The 11,810-nt window shown below is 66.0% G+C and carries 14 protein-coding genes; 8 read left to right on the top strand and 6 right to left on the bottom strand.

Annotation, left to right across the window (positions count from 1 at the left end; translation table 11 throughout):
* Positions 1–33 precede the first annotated feature (33 nt).
* From CCUG20998_RS00230 to CCUG20998_RS00220, 3 genes are read right to left on the bottom strand one after another with little or no spacing between them, the layout of a single operon-like run.
* Complete coding sequence (locus CCUG20998_RS00230; RefSeq protein ID WP_020731212.1) at positions 34–414, bottom strand: DUF4226 domain-containing protein; 381 nt, start codon at positions 412–414, stop codon at positions 34–36.
* Positions 411–1,238 (bottom strand): C40 family peptidase, encoded by an 828-nt coding sequence (locus CCUG20998_RS00225; protein WP_020731211.1) that lies wholly within the window; start codon positions 1,236–1,238, stop codon positions 411–413. Before CCUG20998_RS00225 ends, CCUG20998_RS00230 begins: the two co-directional genes overlap by 4 nt.
* Positions 1,235–2,026: a helix-turn-helix domain-containing protein gene (locus CCUG20998_RS00220; protein WP_020731210.1), complete on the bottom strand. Its 792-nt coding sequence runs from the start codon at positions 2,024–2,026 to the stop codon at positions 1,235–1,237. Before CCUG20998_RS00220 ends, CCUG20998_RS00225 begins: the two co-directional genes overlap by 4 nt.
* A gap of 143 nt (positions 2,027–2,169) precedes the next feature.
* On the opposite strand from CCUG20998_RS00220, the gene CCUG20998_RS00215 reads away from it, so the two are divergent.
* The 3 genes from CCUG20998_RS00215 (at position 2,170) to CCUG20998_RS00205 (ending at position 3,964) form a co-directional block, all read left to right on the top strand.
* A complete protein-coding gene (locus CCUG20998_RS00215) occupies positions 2,170–2,586 on the top strand; it encodes a WhiB family transcriptional regulator (RefSeq protein WP_012392048.1) in 417 nt (138 codons plus the stop codon).
* 113 nt (positions 2,587–2,699) lie between these two features.
* Positions 2,700–3,668 carry a pirin family protein gene (locus CCUG20998_RS00210; protein ID WP_020731209.1) on the top strand — a complete coding sequence of 323 codons (969 nt, stop codon included), beginning with the start codon at positions 2,700–2,702 and terminating at the stop codon, positions 3,666–3,668.
* On the top strand, positions 3,665–3,964 hold the full coding sequence (locus tag CCUG20998_RS00205; RefSeq protein WP_020731208.1) for a GNAT family N-acetyltransferase: 300 nt from the start codon (positions 3,665–3,667) through the stop codon (positions 3,962–3,964). Before CCUG20998_RS00210 ends, CCUG20998_RS00205 begins: the two co-directional genes overlap by 4 nt.
* 9 nt (positions 3,965–3,973) lie before the next feature.
* Here the strand turns inward: CCUG20998_RS00205 and CCUG20998_RS00200 are convergent, their stop codons facing one another.
* Positions 3,974–5,287, bottom strand: coding sequence for an ammonium transporter (locus CCUG20998_RS00200; RefSeq protein ID WP_036456843.1), 1,314 nt, complete (start codon positions 5,285–5,287; stop codon positions 3,974–3,976).
* A 129-nt stretch (positions 5,288–5,416) separates the two neighbouring features.
* Here CCUG20998_RS00200 and CCUG20998_RS00195 point away from each other — a divergent pair, with 129 nt between their 5' ends.
* Positions 5,417–6,376 carry a dipeptidase gene (locus CCUG20998_RS00195; RefSeq protein WP_020731206.1) on the top strand — a complete coding sequence of 320 codons (960 nt, stop codon included), beginning with the start codon at positions 5,417–5,419 and terminating at the stop codon, positions 6,374–6,376.
* A gap of 101 nt (positions 6,377–6,477) precedes the next feature.
* Here CCUG20998_RS00195 and CCUG20998_RS00190 read toward each other — a convergent pair whose 3' ends face one another.
* The gene (locus CCUG20998_RS00190) at positions 6,478–6,885 is read right to left on the bottom strand and encodes a cold-shock protein (protein ID WP_011738435.1); all 408 of its coding nucleotides are present in this window, start codon (positions 6,883–6,885) and stop codon (positions 6,478–6,480) included.
* A gap of 319 nt (positions 6,886–7,204) precedes the next feature.
* Between CCUG20998_RS00190 and CCUG20998_RS00185 the strand changes: the two genes are divergently transcribed.
* Genes CCUG20998_RS00185 through CCUG20998_RS00170 form a run of 4 tightly spaced genes read left to right on the top strand, consistent with a single transcriptional unit; the run spans position 7,205 to position 10,851 of the window.
* Positions 7,205–7,852: an ABC transporter permease gene (locus tag CCUG20998_RS00185; RefSeq protein ID WP_036457113.1), complete on the top strand. Its 648-nt coding sequence runs from the start codon at positions 7,205–7,207 to the stop codon at positions 7,850–7,852.
* The gene (locus CCUG20998_RS00180; protein WP_012392041.1) at positions 7,845–9,044 is read left to right on the top strand and encodes an ABC transporter ATP-binding protein; all 1,200 of its coding nucleotides are present in this window, start codon (positions 7,845–7,847) and stop codon (positions 9,042–9,044) included. Before CCUG20998_RS00185 ends, CCUG20998_RS00180 begins: the two co-directional genes overlap by 8 nt.
* Positions 9,045–9,046: 2 nt before the next feature.
* Positions 9,047–9,850, top strand: coding sequence for an ABC transporter permease (locus CCUG20998_RS00175; protein WP_231389830.1), 804 nt, complete (start codon positions 9,047–9,049; stop codon positions 9,848–9,850).
* 5 nt (positions 9,851–9,855) lie between these two features.
* Positions 9,856–10,851 carry a glycine betaine ABC transporter substrate-binding protein gene (locus CCUG20998_RS00170; protein WP_020731203.1) on the top strand — a complete coding sequence of 332 codons (996 nt, stop codon included), beginning with the start codon at positions 9,856–9,858 and terminating at the stop codon, positions 10,849–10,851.
* Between the two features lie 23 nt (positions 10,852–10,874).
* On the opposite strand, the gene yaaA is transcribed toward CCUG20998_RS00170, so the two are convergent.
* The gene (yaaA, locus tag CCUG20998_RS00165; protein ID WP_020731202.1) at positions 10,875–11,627 is read right to left on the bottom strand and encodes a peroxide stress protein YaaA; all 753 of its coding nucleotides are present in this window, start codon (positions 11,625–11,627) and stop codon (positions 10,875–10,877) included.
* Positions 11,628–11,810 lie beyond the last annotated feature (183 nt).

Raw genomic sequence — 11,810 nt, 5'->3', positions numbered from 1 at the left:
CCTCACCTGGTCTGTGCACAACCGGCTGGCGGGCTAGCCCGCGGATTCGCCATAGTGTGCCCGCAAGCTCGCCAGCACAGCACTTTTCGTGCGATCAAGCTCGTGGGCGGTGGCGACGATGGTTGCGATCTCGCGCTGCTTGGCGAGCAGGAAATTCTGAAACTCACGCGCCCCCAGCGGGGTATCGAGGGCGAGCGAATCCTGGCCTGCCACAGCGCCATCGATCTCTGCACCGATCGCATCGAGGCGACGGACACTGTCGCGCATTACCGTGTGCGCACGGGTGAGCGCCTCCGCCAGCGCACGGTCGGCCTCGCCGAGCACGTCGTGTTGGCGCGCCAGCTCGGCTTGCCGCGCCCGAATCGCGGCTAGCGCGGATCCGGCCTGCTCAGACCTGGGTTCGCCGCCGTTCATAGCGGCCGCCGGATTTGCACATGGTTACCCAATGGGCTGATCCGCACCGAGGCGCCCGCGTGCGGCGCCTCGACCACCAGATTGTTGCCGATCGCCAGCTGCACGTGGCCCGGATGCGGGAAGACCAGATCGCCGGGCCGTATCTGCGAGCGCGACACCACGATCCCGTCGTTGATCTGCTGGTAGGTGGTGCGGTCCAAGTGCACGCCCGCCTGCGCGTAGGCCCATTGGACCAGCCCAGAGCAGTCGAACCGGTCCGGGCCGGTGGCCCCCCAAACGTAGGGGCGGCCCAGCCGCGACAACGCCGCTCGCACCGCGATTCCGGCGCGCCCGCTGATCGGCGACAACCGCTGCCTCGACCCATGGTGGTGCAGCATCCGGTACCGCAGCAGGCGCAAGGCGGCCAACCGGCGCCGCGCCCGTCGGTGCGCCCACAGAACATGCGCGCGTTGGGCACGCAGCCGGCCCACCCGGCGACGGATGGCCTCACGCTGGGCCAACGGCGTCACCGGCGGTGCCACACCATCGGCCCGAGCCTGGTTCACGACGTTGCCGGTCAACTCCCGGGCCTGCTCGCGATCCCGATGCGCATCGGCAATCACCGCGGCAACCGCCGCATCGGTTCTTGTCGCAGCCGCTAGGACTTCCCGGCCACGTGCTGCCCTGAACCCATAGCGGGGTTGATCCGTCGCGGGGTTGGGCAGGGTGGCGCGCCACAGCGGCTCCGCACCCGGTTGGGGGTGCACGTCCGGCATCCGGTGATCGCCAGTGCCGACGAACATCTGATGGGCGCGAAGCAACGCATCGACTTCGGTGGGAATCATCGTTGCCCCTCGCCGTCGTCGCAGCCGCGATCCTGCTGTTGGGAGGACTCCGTGGATCCATCGACGAAGGCGCGAATCCGGGGGAGCGCTCCGGGCGGGATGACCCCCCTGTTGCGGATATCCCACAGTTCGTCACTATCGACACCGATCAGTGCCGCGATGACCGCGTCCGGTAACTGCGATTGCGCGCACGCCCGGTCGAAGCGCGCGCTCAAGCTCGCCGGCATCCGCTCGAGCAGGGCGGTGCGCGTTGCCTCCAGCGCCTGCAGGTGCTCCATGAGTCGGGCGCTGGACTCCGAGCCGGCGTTGACCGCCACCCGCCATGAGCTGGCGGCCAGCATCTCGGCCTTCACGCACTGAGCGACCACAGAGAGAATATACGTCTCATATTCGTTTGATGTGCTCGCCGGCAATCTATCGATGACCGACCTGAGGGCATCCAGCTGGGCTTCGGCGTATCCCTCCAGCACATCGGTGTCACTGTGGCGGTCGACCACCACCACGCCGGGGCGGCGAGGCGAGGCCGTCTCGGTCGGCCGGGCAGCGAGCAGCCGGGCTAGTTCCGCCTCCGGATCGGCGGCGACCAGCAGCCGCGAGTAGGTGCCCGGCGGCAAACCGAGGCCGTTTTCTACCTTCTGAACTGTGCCTTTGTGCGGCTTGCGGGCACCTCGTTCCAGATAGCTGAGGCCCATGATGCTGACACCGGTCGCGGCCGCGAGGTCGGCCAGTGACCAATCGTGTGACTCACGCAAGGCACGGATAGCCGCACCGGCCGATTCACGGCTCACCGCTAGCTCCGGCCATAGCCGGGATATTACACAGACCGGTACGACACCCTGTGTATATACGTTTTTGTCACGCTTCTCTTGCCGGGATCGCGCATCTTCGTATACGCTTTCGCATACGTTTTAGCGGAGAAGGAGACCGGCTGATGTCCAACCCTTGCGCCACCAACCCGGAACTGTGGTTCGGCTACCCCGACGACGACAGTGGCGACGGTGCCGCCAAGGCCCGCGCCTATGAGCGCTCCGCCACCGAAGCGCGGATTCAGTGCCTGCGCCGGTGCCCGCTGGCCCAGCAACGTCTGTGCGCCGAACGTGCCGTCAAGCATCGCGAGGAGTACGGGGTGTGGGCTGGGGTCAAGCTGCCCGGGGGCCAGTACCGCAAGCGCGGACAGCTGGCTGAGGCTCATGACGTCTTGCGCCGAATCGCGGCGGGGGAGATCAATGCCCGACAGCTCCCGGAAAACACCGCCCTGCTGGCGCGCAACGAACGCGATGCCGTCCCCGTGACCGCGGTGGTGTGGCATTTGCCGGTCACACAGGTGGGCCCCCAAACAGCGGCCTAGCCCCACCGGTGGGGCCGCGTCGTGATCACGCGCTACCTGGGGCGGCCCGGTCGCCGAACCGGCGTAGGGTCGCGGTAGCTCGCCCGAGCACACCCGCGACGAAGGGTGCACCAATGAGCAACCTGGAGACCGCACCAGCGGAGGTAGCCTGCTGCGCCGCACACGGTGCCGGTATCGAGGTGCTGCATCCGCGGGAAGTGCCGCTGGGTGGGCCGCGTGCAATCCGGGTGCAACGCACCCTTCCGCAGCGGCAACGTTCCCTGATCGGCGCCTGGTGTTTCGTCGACCACTATGGCCCGGTCTCGGCCCACATGGATGTGGCGCCCCACCCGCACACCGGACTGCAGACGGTCAGCTGGCTGTTCAGTGGGGAAGTGGAGCACCGGGACAGCGCGGGGGTCCATGCCCGGATCCGCCCCGGCGAGCTGAACCTGATGACCGCGGGCGCGGGCATCTGTCACTCCGAGGTGTCGGTGGGTAGCGGCGTGCTACATGGCGCCCAACTGTGGGTGGCCCTGCCCGATTCCGCCCGCGACACCGGGCGCGACTTTGCTCACTACGCGCCGGCACCGGCGGTACTCCCCGGTGCGCGAGCGCGGGTGTTCATCGGCGAGCTGGCCGGCTTGCGGTCGCCGGTACATACCTTCACGCCGCTACTTGGCGCCCAGCTCGACCTGGACGCCCATGCCGAGCTGGATATCGAAGTCGACCCGACATTCGAACACGGGGTGCTGTGCGATGTCGGCGATCTCGAATTGGCTGGGACCGCGCTGGCGGCAGGCGATCTGGGCTACCAGGGCCCGGATAACACCACCGTGCACGTGCGCAACGTCGGGGCACAGCCGGCGCGACTACTGCTGTTGGGCGGCACACCGTTTGCCGAAGAATTGGTGATGTGGTGGAACTTCGTCGGGCGCAACCACAACGAGATCGTGAGCTATCGCCAACTGTGGCAGGACGCCGACGCGCGCTTCGGTGAGGTTGTCGGCTACCAGGGTTCGGTCACCCGACTGCCCGCCCCGCCCCTGCCCACCACCCGGCTGCTGCCCAGACCGCTACCGAACCGAGAGGACCATCGATGACTGCCGACAAGACCGGCGCGCAGACCACCATCACCGCCGAGGCGGGCAAGTACACGATCGCGGTCGAAGGACAAACCGTCGGACTCGCCACCTACATCGACCGCGGCGATCAGCGCGTCTTCGACCACACCGAAGTCGATCCGGCGTTCGGCGGACGGGGCCTGGCGACCATCCTCGTGGAGGAAGCCCTGCAAGACGCACGAGCCGCGGGCAAGCGCATCGTCCCGGTGTGCTCCATGGTCGTTACGGTCCTCGACAAGCATCCCGAATACGACGCGATCACCGACCCCGTTTAACGGGACAGCTCAGGCGTCCTCGATGTTGGGGCGCGGGCGAATTGCGTCCCCACCGGAGAATGGGCGATGCAGCTGCTGATGCCCATAGACACCCTCGGTGTAGGCCGTCTCCGCGTGCTGGCTGAAGTCGACACCGCTGACCTCTTCCTCGCGGCTTACCCGGAACCCCATCAACCGCTCGATCAGCGCGGCCAACAAATAGCTCACCGTGAACGCGTAGAGCGCCACCACCACCATCGCCAATGCCTGCTTGCCGAGCTGGCCCAGCCCACCGCCGTAGAACAGACCCCGCGCGCCGTCGGTCATCACCGCGGTGGCCAGCAACCCGATCAGCAGGACGCCCACCACACCACCGATGAAGTGCACACCCACCACGTCGAGCGAGTCGTCGTAGTTGAGTTTGAACTTCACCGTGATCGCGAACGCGCAGACAGTCCCGGCCGCCAACCCGACCAGGGCCGCACCCAGGGTGTTCACCGTGCCACACGACGGCGTGATCGCCACCAGACCCGCCACCACGCCCGAGGCGGCACCGAACGTGGTCGGCTTGCCGTCGCGGATCTGCTCGACTGCCAGCCAGCCCAGCATCCCCAGGCACCCGGCGACCAGGGTGTTGAGGAAGATCGCCGAGGCCAGCCCATTGGCCGCCAACGCCGAACCGGCATTGAACCCAAACCAGCCGAACCACAGCAGTCCCACACCCAGCAGCACGAACGGCAGATTGTGCGGGCGCATCGGATCAACCTTGAACCCGATGCGTGGACCCAGCACCAGCGCCAGGGCAAGGGCCGAGGAACCCGAGACGATCTCGACGACCAGCCCGCCCGCGTAGTCGAGCACTCCCATCTTCGCCAGCCAGCCGCTGGGCGCCCACACCCAGTGCGCCACAACCGAGTACACCGCGATCGACCAGACGGGTACGAAAACCATCCAGGCCGCGAACTTGGCCCGATCCGCGATAGCGCCGCTGACCAGGGCGGCGGTGATGATCGCAAAGCTCAGCTGAAAGGTCGCGAACAGCAACTCGGGAACCGACCCATGGACCGTCGCCGGACCGATACCGCGCATTCCGGCATGCGTCAGCCCGCCCACCAGCCCACCGGGGAAGCCAGGCGCCGCGCCGTCGGAGAACGCCAAGCTGTAACCGGCCAGCAACCACGCCACCGTGACCAGCGGTATGGAGATGAAGCTCATCATGATCATGTTGAGCACGCCGGTGGTGCGCACCATGCCGCCGTAGAAGATCGCCAGCCCGGGCGTCATCAGCAGCACGAGTGCGGTGCTGGCCAGCAGCCACGCGGTAGCGGCGGGATCGATATCCAACTCGGCGCTCCTTCGATAGTCAGCAGCCACGAGAATATCGGCGCGATGTTTCCGATAGACGCTAGACGGCGGATCTCGGCATAGTCAGCCGCCGCAAACCGAGCCCCGGCCGCGGTGCAATATCCGTGTATGACGTCGTTCCTGTGGGACCAGCACACGTGTCTGCCACTACAGACCGACACCTCGGTCGAACCGCTGATCCGGTACCACGGTCACGACATGGCGGTGTTGGTATCGGTCAACGCCGGGTATTCGCCGCACAGCTTCCGCGACACGACGACGCTGCTGGATCACTACCGCGCCGCGATCAGCGCCCACCCCGACCTGGAGCTGGCCGCCGGCGTCGGCGATGTCACCACCATCACCCGCGGCGGGCGCATCGCGGTGGTCTTCGACCTGGAGGACTCCCGCCCCCTCGACGACAACCTCGACAACCTGGCGACCCTGGCCGACCTCGGGGTGCGCACGCTGCTGCCGACCTACAACCACGCCAACCGTGCGGGCAGCGGTTGTCTGGACACCACCGATGCCGGCCTGACCGGCTGGGGACGCGCGATCGTCGCCGAGATGAACGACGTGGGCATCGTGCCCGACGGGTCGCACTGCAGCACCCGCACCGGACTGGACATGTGTGAGGTCTCTACCGGTCCGGTGGTCTACAGCCACTCCTGCATGCGCGCGGTGTGGGATCACCCGCGCAACATCACCGACGACCAAGCACGAGCCTGCGCGGCCACCGGTGGGGTCATCGGAATCACCGGGGTCGGCATTTTCCTGGGGCCCAATACGCCCACCCTCGACGCCATGACACGGCACCTGGAATACGCCGTCGATCTGGTGGGCATCGACCACGTCGGTATCAGCAGCGACTTCTCCTTCGATCTCGCCGACTTCTACGACGAGCTGGCCCGCAACCCGGACCTATTCGATGAGAGCTACACCCGCTGGGGACCGATCCAGTGGATGGCGCCCGAAACGCTGCTCACACTCGGTGCGCACCTCGCCAACCGGGGCTGGGCCGACGATCACATCAACGCGGTGCTCGGCGCCAACTTCTATCGAGTGGCGCAACGCGTCTGGCCCACCTGACAACCCCGCCACGATTGTTCCGGCGACCACACTGATACTCGCACAATTGATTGGTCGACATCTCACCCTCCGGGCGGGATCCGGAAATGGCGTCCGCCCGACTATTCGATCCAACCGTGTTTTCGGGCAAATCCCTCGAATGCCGCCCGGATACGCACAATCTGCTCACCCGTAATTGAAGGCGTCGCCTCCAAGAGGATCTCGGTAGCCGCTTCCTTGAATTCCTGGGCCGAGAAGACATCGAAATACTCATCGGTGTCCGAGGCAGCGGCCTTGCTCCCAGCACCGGTCCTGCCGGACCCTTCCGAAGTGATCAGCACTGCCGTGGCGAACTTGCCGCGAGGACCGTCCTCGATATCAAAGGAAACCCGCGTTCCGCGTTTTGCCAAAAGCCGATCGAAATCCAAGTCATTGGCATGCAGGAAAACGTCCTCGCCACCGGAATCGGGAGCAATAAACCCATAACCACGAACGTCGTCAAAACGAACAATCCGCCCTGTACCCCTCACCGAATACCCCGTTCAACTCACTCACGAATGAATACAAACATATATCCAGAGTAATTCACCGAGTCAAGTAATCTCGCCAACGAACCCGTCCTCACCGTGCTCTGGACACCGGAAGACCGCCAGCGACCCAGCGGATCCGCAACCGTACCAGCGTAGATCCCTCCCGCCTGGAAGCCGAGCACGCGAGCCGTCGCGCCGCACCCATCCGGCCGGGATTTGCCGCATCGGACTCGCGATGGGGTGCCGATCTGGTTAGGTTGAATAACGACATCACGTCAGCACGCGCTACATCCCCATTATGGAGGCCGCTACCGAGTTCATGGGTTTATACGATTTCGTAGTCGATCGGTGGTCAGTGCTGTGGTTTCTGGCCTACCAGCACATCAGCCTGGTAGGACAGACGCTCATCCTGGCGACGGCGATAGCCCTGATTCTCGGTGTTCTCATCTACAACTCGCCGCTGGGCGTGGCCACCGGGAACGCGGTGACCGCGGTCGGGTTGACGATTCCGTCCTACGCCCTGCTCGGTGTGCTCGTCGGGATCGTCGGCCTCGGCGTTCTGCCGTCGGTGATCATGCTGACCTTCTTTGGCGTGTTCCCCATTCTGCGCAACGTTGTGGTGGGACTGACCGGCGTCGACAAAGGCCTGGTGGAGTCGGCCCGGGGGATGGGAATGAGCCGACTGACCACGCTGGTGCGTCTGGAACTGCCGCTGGCCTGGCCGGTGATCATGACCGGTGTGCGGGTGTCCGCCCAGATGCTGATGGGCATCGCGGCCATCGTGGCCTTCGCGCTCGGTCCGGGACTGGGTGGCTACATCTTCTCGGGCATCTCCCGAATGGGTGGCGCCAACGCGACCAATTCGATCGTCGCCGCCACCATCGGCATCCTGATCCTGGCGGTCATTCTCGACACGGTGCTCAACCTCATTGCGCGTCTCACCACCCCGAGAGGAATACGTGCCTGAAGCCGCATCCGCTGATCAACCGACCACGTCCGACGCTCCCCAGAGCAGCGGACTCCGGATTCTGCTGGATGGGGTGACCAAGCGGTACGGCGTGCGCTCCACACCCGCGGTCGACAACGTCACCTTGGAGATCGGCGCGGGCGAGATCGTCATGTTGGTAGGCCCTTCGGGTTGTGGAAAGACCACGACGATGAAGATGATCAACCGGCTGATCGAGCCCACCAGCGGGCGGATCTTCATCGGCGATGACGATGTCACCCGCCGCAACCCCGATGAACTTCGACGCCACATCGGTTACGTGGTCCAGGGCGCGGGACTGTTCCCGCACCTGACGGTGGGTGACAACATCGGCATCGTTCCCCGCCTACTCAAGTGGGACAAGAACCGGGTTGCCGCCCGTATCGACGAACTGCTCGACCTGGTCAACCTCGACCCGGCCCAGTACCGCGACCGGTTCCCCCGCGAACTCTCCGGGGGCCAGCAGCAGCGCGTCGGTGTCGCTCGCGCCCTGGCCGCCGACCCGCCGGTGCTGTTGATGGACGAGCCGTTCGGTGCGGTCGACCCGATCACCCGCCAACGACTACAGGACGAGTTGTTGCGGCTGCAGGAAGAACTGCACAAGACAATCGTCTTCGTCACCCACGACTTCGGCGAGGCCGTCAAGCTGGGTGACCGGATCGCCATCCTGACCACCGGCTCCAAGGTCGTCCAATACGACACCCCGGAACGGATCCTCGCCGAACCCGCCAACGACTTCGTCCGCGGGTTCGTCGGCGCCGGCGCAACCCTCATGCAGCTCAGCCTGACCCGGGTGCGCGACATCGACCTGCACGAGGCCGTCGTCGCGCAGGCCGGCGGCGACCCCGCCGAAGCCGTTGAACTGGCCGGATCCCTCGACCGGGAGCACGCCATCGTGCTTGACCGGCAGAATCGACCGCTGCGCTGGCTGCCCCTCGAGGAGCTGGCCAAACCCCAGGCGCTAGCACAGGTGACCCGCGATGACGACCTGGAGTGCGTCAACCTAGCATCGACCCTCAACGACGCGTTAGACGAAATGCTGACCTCGTCACACGGGGTCGTGGTCGTCACCGGCCGGCGCAATACCTATCAGGGCGTCATTAGAGTCGAGACGATCATGGAGGCAATCGCCGACATACGCGGTGCAGCGAACTCTGAGGAGCCCGACACGTGAGCGTGGCCGGCAGCGACATCAACGTCGAAGGTGCCGTCAAGGGCGGCGCCGAGGGCCAACCCACGGCCCCGACGACGCCAGGTCGGCCTAGTGTCGGGCGGTGGGCGCTGCAGCCACTCACGTGTGCCTTCGCGGTGGCCGGAGCGCTGGCCTATGTCACCGTGGCCGATGTGTCCGAGTCGGAGCGCCGCTCGCTGAGCGTGTCGCATCTGTTGCAGCTGCTGCGCGAACACCTGGTGATCAGCCTGTCGGCCACGGTGCTCACGTGTGTGGTGGCGATTCCGGTGGGAATCGCGTTGACGCGAGGGTCGATGCGGCGCTATTCGAAGCCGATCATCACCGTCGCCGGTTTCGGTCAGGCCGCGCCGGCCATCGGCCTGATCGCGCTGGGGGCGGTCGTGTTCGGGATCGGTCAGCTCGGCGCGATCGTTGCCCTCACCGTCTACGGCGCGATGCCCATCATCGCCAACACCGTCACCGGACTCGACGGCGTGGATCGCCGGATCGTCGAAGCCGCCCGGGGAATGGGTTTGTCAGCGTTCTCGACGCTGCGTCGTGTCGAACTGCCGTTGTCGCTACCGGTCATCGTCGCCGGCGTTCGGACAGCCTTGGTGCTGATTGTCGGGACGGCGGCGCTGGCGTCGTTCACCGGCGGCGGGGGATTGGGGCAGCTGATCACCACCGGCATCAAGCTGCAACAGCCGGTGACCCTGATCGTCGGCGCCATTCTGGTGGCGGCACTGGCGTTGTTCATCGACTGGCTGGCTCGCCTCATCGAGATGGTGGCCGCACCGAGGGGACTGTGAATCACATGCTCGCAGCGGTCCACCGATGGAGTAAATGTCGGCGCGCGCGACGGCTGGCGTTCGCGGCGCTGGCGGTGCTGTGCGTGGGCCTGGTGGCCAGCTGCGGGCTGCGCTCGGCGACCGGTGCGGTGCTGGAAGCCAAACCCGGCCTCATCCGCCACTATCAGTCCTTGGAGGGCGTGCCCATCACCGTCGCGGCCAAGGACTTCACCGAGCAGCTGATCCTCGGCAACATGCTCTCGATCGTCCTGCATGCCGCGGGCGCTAGGGTCACCAACCTCAGCAACACGCCCGGCAGCTTCGGGGTCCGGCGGGCGTTGCTCACCGGCGAGGCGAACATCGCGCCGGAGTACACCGGTACCGGCTGGATCAACTACCTCGGCCATGAGAACCCGATCAAGGGCGCAAAGCAGCAATGGGAAGCCGTCAACGCCGCCGATCAGGTCAACGGCCTGACCTGGTTGCCGCCGGCGCCGATGAACAACACCTACACGTTGGCCATCCGCGAGTCCGAAGCCGAACGACTCGGGGTGACCAAGCTTTCCGACCTCAAGAAGCTGCCCCGCTCCGCGCTCACGTTCTGTATCGAAAGCGAATTCGCAAGCCGCAACGACGGTTTCGTGCCGATGCTGCACGCCTACGGGCTTGATCTCGAGGATCTGGCGAAGATCACCACGTTGGACACCGGGGTCGTCTACAGCGCCACGGCACAAGGGGAATGCAATTTCGGCGAAGTGTTCACCACCGACGGCCGGATCCCCGCGCTGCATCTGCGTCTCCTCGAAGACGACAAGCACTTCTTCCCGCTGTACAACCTCACCGAGGTTGTCGATACCTCGCTGATCGATGATCACCCCGAACTTCGGGAGATCTTTGCGCAGCTCAATCCGAGGCTCACCAACGACACGATGAGGGAATTGAACGCCCAGGTGGACAACGATGGCCGGGACCCGGCCATCGTTGCCAAAGACTGGCTGCTGCAACAGAAGCTGCTCACCTAGCGGCCTGGGTCAGACGTCCGGTCTCACCCGCCCGCAGCGACGACGAGGGTCAATTCGTTTCCGCTGCGCTCCACCTGCATGCCGGCCCTGCGAGCGACCGCAGCGACCGCGGCCGCATCGGTGGGCTCGGCCCGCGTCGTCGCCAGAATGCGGGCCAGCCGACCCTTGTATGCCTTGTTGAAATGGGTGACCACGGTCCGTCGGCCGTCGGGATGCTCGGCGAGGACCTTGACGTGGATCGCGCCGGATGTTGGTCCCAGCGCTACATAGGAGCCGGAGCGCAGATCGACGATCAGGTCTTGGGCCGCCAACTCCGCGAGCAACGGCTCCAGCAGGGGCTTCCACCGGGCGGCCAAGGTGGGTTTCGCCGGGAGCTTGGAAGTAGCGGAAAGCCGGTAGGCGGGCACCTGATCGTCGGCGCGCAACAGCCCGAACAATGCCGAACCAATGGCCAGCCGAGCGCGGGCGCGCTTTGCCTCGGCGCCGCGCAGCGAATCGACATCCAACGCGTCGTAGAGGACACCGGTGTAGCGGCGCAGCGCCGGCAGCGTCGGCGCGGTACGCAGCGCGGCGTTGCGCTCGATCTCGGCATTCTGGGACGGCGAGACCCCCAGGGCTGTTCTGCACGCCGGCGGGTCGGCCGCGAGATCGACGAGTTCGCCGACCAGCGCGGCCCGCAGTGCACCCAGTCCCGGGTTGGCGAGTTTTTCGAGTCGCAGTGGGGGGCCATCACCCCCACCCCGCTTGGTCTCCGACGGCGGTAGCAGCACAATCACGGGTGCAGACGATAGTCGGCCGTGATTTCGCCGGATTGGTACACGCGGTGTTCGCGGCGATCGGGGGGGCTTGCCGGAACCGGCAATCCGCCCAACCCGCCCAGGTAGGCGAGTCTTCGTCGGCCTGGTAGCCACCGGCCGCTAGTCTGCCTAGTGGCCGTCATCGGCAAACGAAGGGCCTAC

Origin of the sequence: Mycobacterium marinum, assembly GCF_003391395.1 — a bacterium.
In the GTDB taxonomy this organism is placed as follows: domain Bacteria; phylum Actinomycetota; class Actinomycetes; order Mycobacteriales; family Mycobacteriaceae; genus Mycobacterium; species Mycobacterium marinum.
The sequence above is the reverse complement of the archived record's forward strand: the minus strand, read 5'-3'. Positions and strand labels throughout refer to the sequence as shown.

Excerpts from the sequence above, each read along its gene's own strand:
- CCUG20998_RS00230 (WP_020731212.1), bottom strand. The coding sequence starts at position 414 with ATGAACGGCGGCGAACCCAGGTCTGAGCAGGCCGGATCCGCGCTAGCC.
- CCUG20998_RS00195 (WP_020731206.1), top strand. The coding sequence starts at position 5,417 with ATGACGTCGTTCCTGTGGGACCAGCACACGTGTCTGCCACTACAGACC.
- CCUG20998_RS00185 (WP_036457113.1), top strand. The coding sequence starts at position 7,205 with ATGGGTTTATACGATTTCGTAGTCGATCGGTGGTCAGTGCTGTGGTTT.
- CCUG20998_RS00215 (WP_012392048.1), top strand. The coding sequence starts at position 2,170 with ATGTCCAACCCTTGCGCCACCAACCCGGAACTGTGGTTCGGCTACCCC.
- CCUG20998_RS00205 (WP_020731208.1), top strand. The coding sequence starts at position 3,665 with ATGACTGCCGACAAGACCGGCGCGCAGACCACCATCACCGCCGAGGCG.
- CCUG20998_RS00210 (WP_020731209.1), top strand. The coding sequence starts at position 2,700 with ATGAGCAACCTGGAGACCGCACCAGCGGAGGTAGCCTGCTGCGCCGCA.
- CCUG20998_RS00225 (WP_020731211.1), bottom strand. The coding sequence starts at position 1,238 with ATGATTCCCACCGAAGTCGATGCGTTGCTTCGCGCCCATCAGATGTTC.
- CCUG20998_RS00170 (WP_020731203.1), top strand. The coding sequence starts at position 9,856 with ATGCTCGCAGCGGTCCACCGATGGAGTAAATGTCGGCGCGCGCGACGG.